Origin of the sequence: Kitasatospora sp. NPDC085879 (genome assembly GCF_040686255.1) — a bacterium.
Lineage (GTDB): Bacteria > Actinomycetota > Actinomycetes > Streptomycetales > Streptomycetaceae > Kitasatospora.
Genome location: NZ_JBFBJZ010000202.1, coordinates 1 through 1,287, shown reverse-complemented (window position 1 = coordinate 1,287; position 1,287 = coordinate 1). Strand labels below are relative to the sequence as shown.

Sequence of the window (1,287 nt, the reverse complement as noted above, 5' to 3'; positions counted from 1 at the left end):
GGCCGCTACTTCGGTACGGCGGTGGCCGCGGGCAGGCTCGGGGACTCGACGTACTCCACCATTCTCGACCGGGAATTCAACATGATCACCCCGGAGAACGAGATGAAGTGGGACGCCATCGAACCCTCCCGCGGGTCGTTCAACTTCGCCCCAGGCGACGCGATCGTCAGCCACGCCTCCGCGCACGGCCAGCGCATGCGCGGCCACACCCTGGTCTGGCACTCCCAGCTTCCCGGCTGGGTCGGCTCCATCAACGACGCCAACACCCTGCGCAGCGTGATGAACAACCACATCACCCAGGAGATGACCCACTACAAGGGCAAGATCTACGCCTGGGACGTGGTCAACGAGGCCTTCGCCGACGGCGGCAGCGGCCAGCACCGCAGTTCGGTGTTCCAGAACGTGCTGGGCAACGGCTTCATCGAGGAGGCCTTCCGTACCGCCCGGAACACCGACCCCTCGGCCAAGCTCTGCTACAACGACTACAACATCGAGAACTGGACCGACGCCAAGACCCAGGGCGTCTACAACATGGTCAAGGACTTCAAGTCCCGCGGCGTCCCGATCGACTGCGTCGGCCTCCAGAGCCACTTCGGCGCCGGCGGCCCACCGGCCAGCTTCCAGACCACCCTGTCCAACTTCGCCGCGCTCGGCGTGGACGTCCAGATCACCGAACTCGACATCGCCCAGGCATCCACCACCGCGTACACCAACGCCGTACAGAACTGCCTCAACGTCGCCCGCTGCACCGGCATCACGGTGTGGGGCATCCGCGACAGCGACTCCTGGCGCACCGGCGAGAACCCGCTACTGTTCGACAACAACGGCAACAAGAAGCCCGCCTACAACGCCGTCCTCACCGCCCTCGGCGGCGCCGGCGGCAGCACGCCGGGCGGCATCAACTCCGGCACCGTCTACACGCTCGCCGCGGTGGCCGCCGCCGGACGTGTCCTCGACGAGCCCGCCGGACAGAACGGCAACGGCACCCCGCTCCAGGTGTGGGACGCCAGCGGCGCCACCAACCAGCAGTGGCGGGCCACCAAGAACGGCGACGGCTCCTACACCCTGACCAACATCGCCAGCGGCCGGGCCCTGGACGAGCCGGGCGGCCAGACCGCCAACGGCACGAAGATGCAGGTCTGGGACTCCAACGGCGGCGCCAACCAGCACTGGAAGGCCGCCCAGAACGGCGACGGCTCCTACACCCTGACCAACGTCGCCAGCGGCCGGGCCCTGGAGACCCCCGGCAACCAGACCGCCAACGGCACCGCCGTCCAGATCTGGGAC

The 1,287-nt window shown here is 68.1% G+C and carries 1 protein-coding gene; it reads left to right on the top strand.

Going from position 1 to position 1,287, the window contains the following annotated elements; genetic code table 11:
* Positions 1-1,287: endo-1,4-beta-xylanase (locus AB0P35_RS42160; RefSeq protein ID WP_363521922.1), on the top strand; the 1,287-nt coding region annotated here is incomplete at both ends.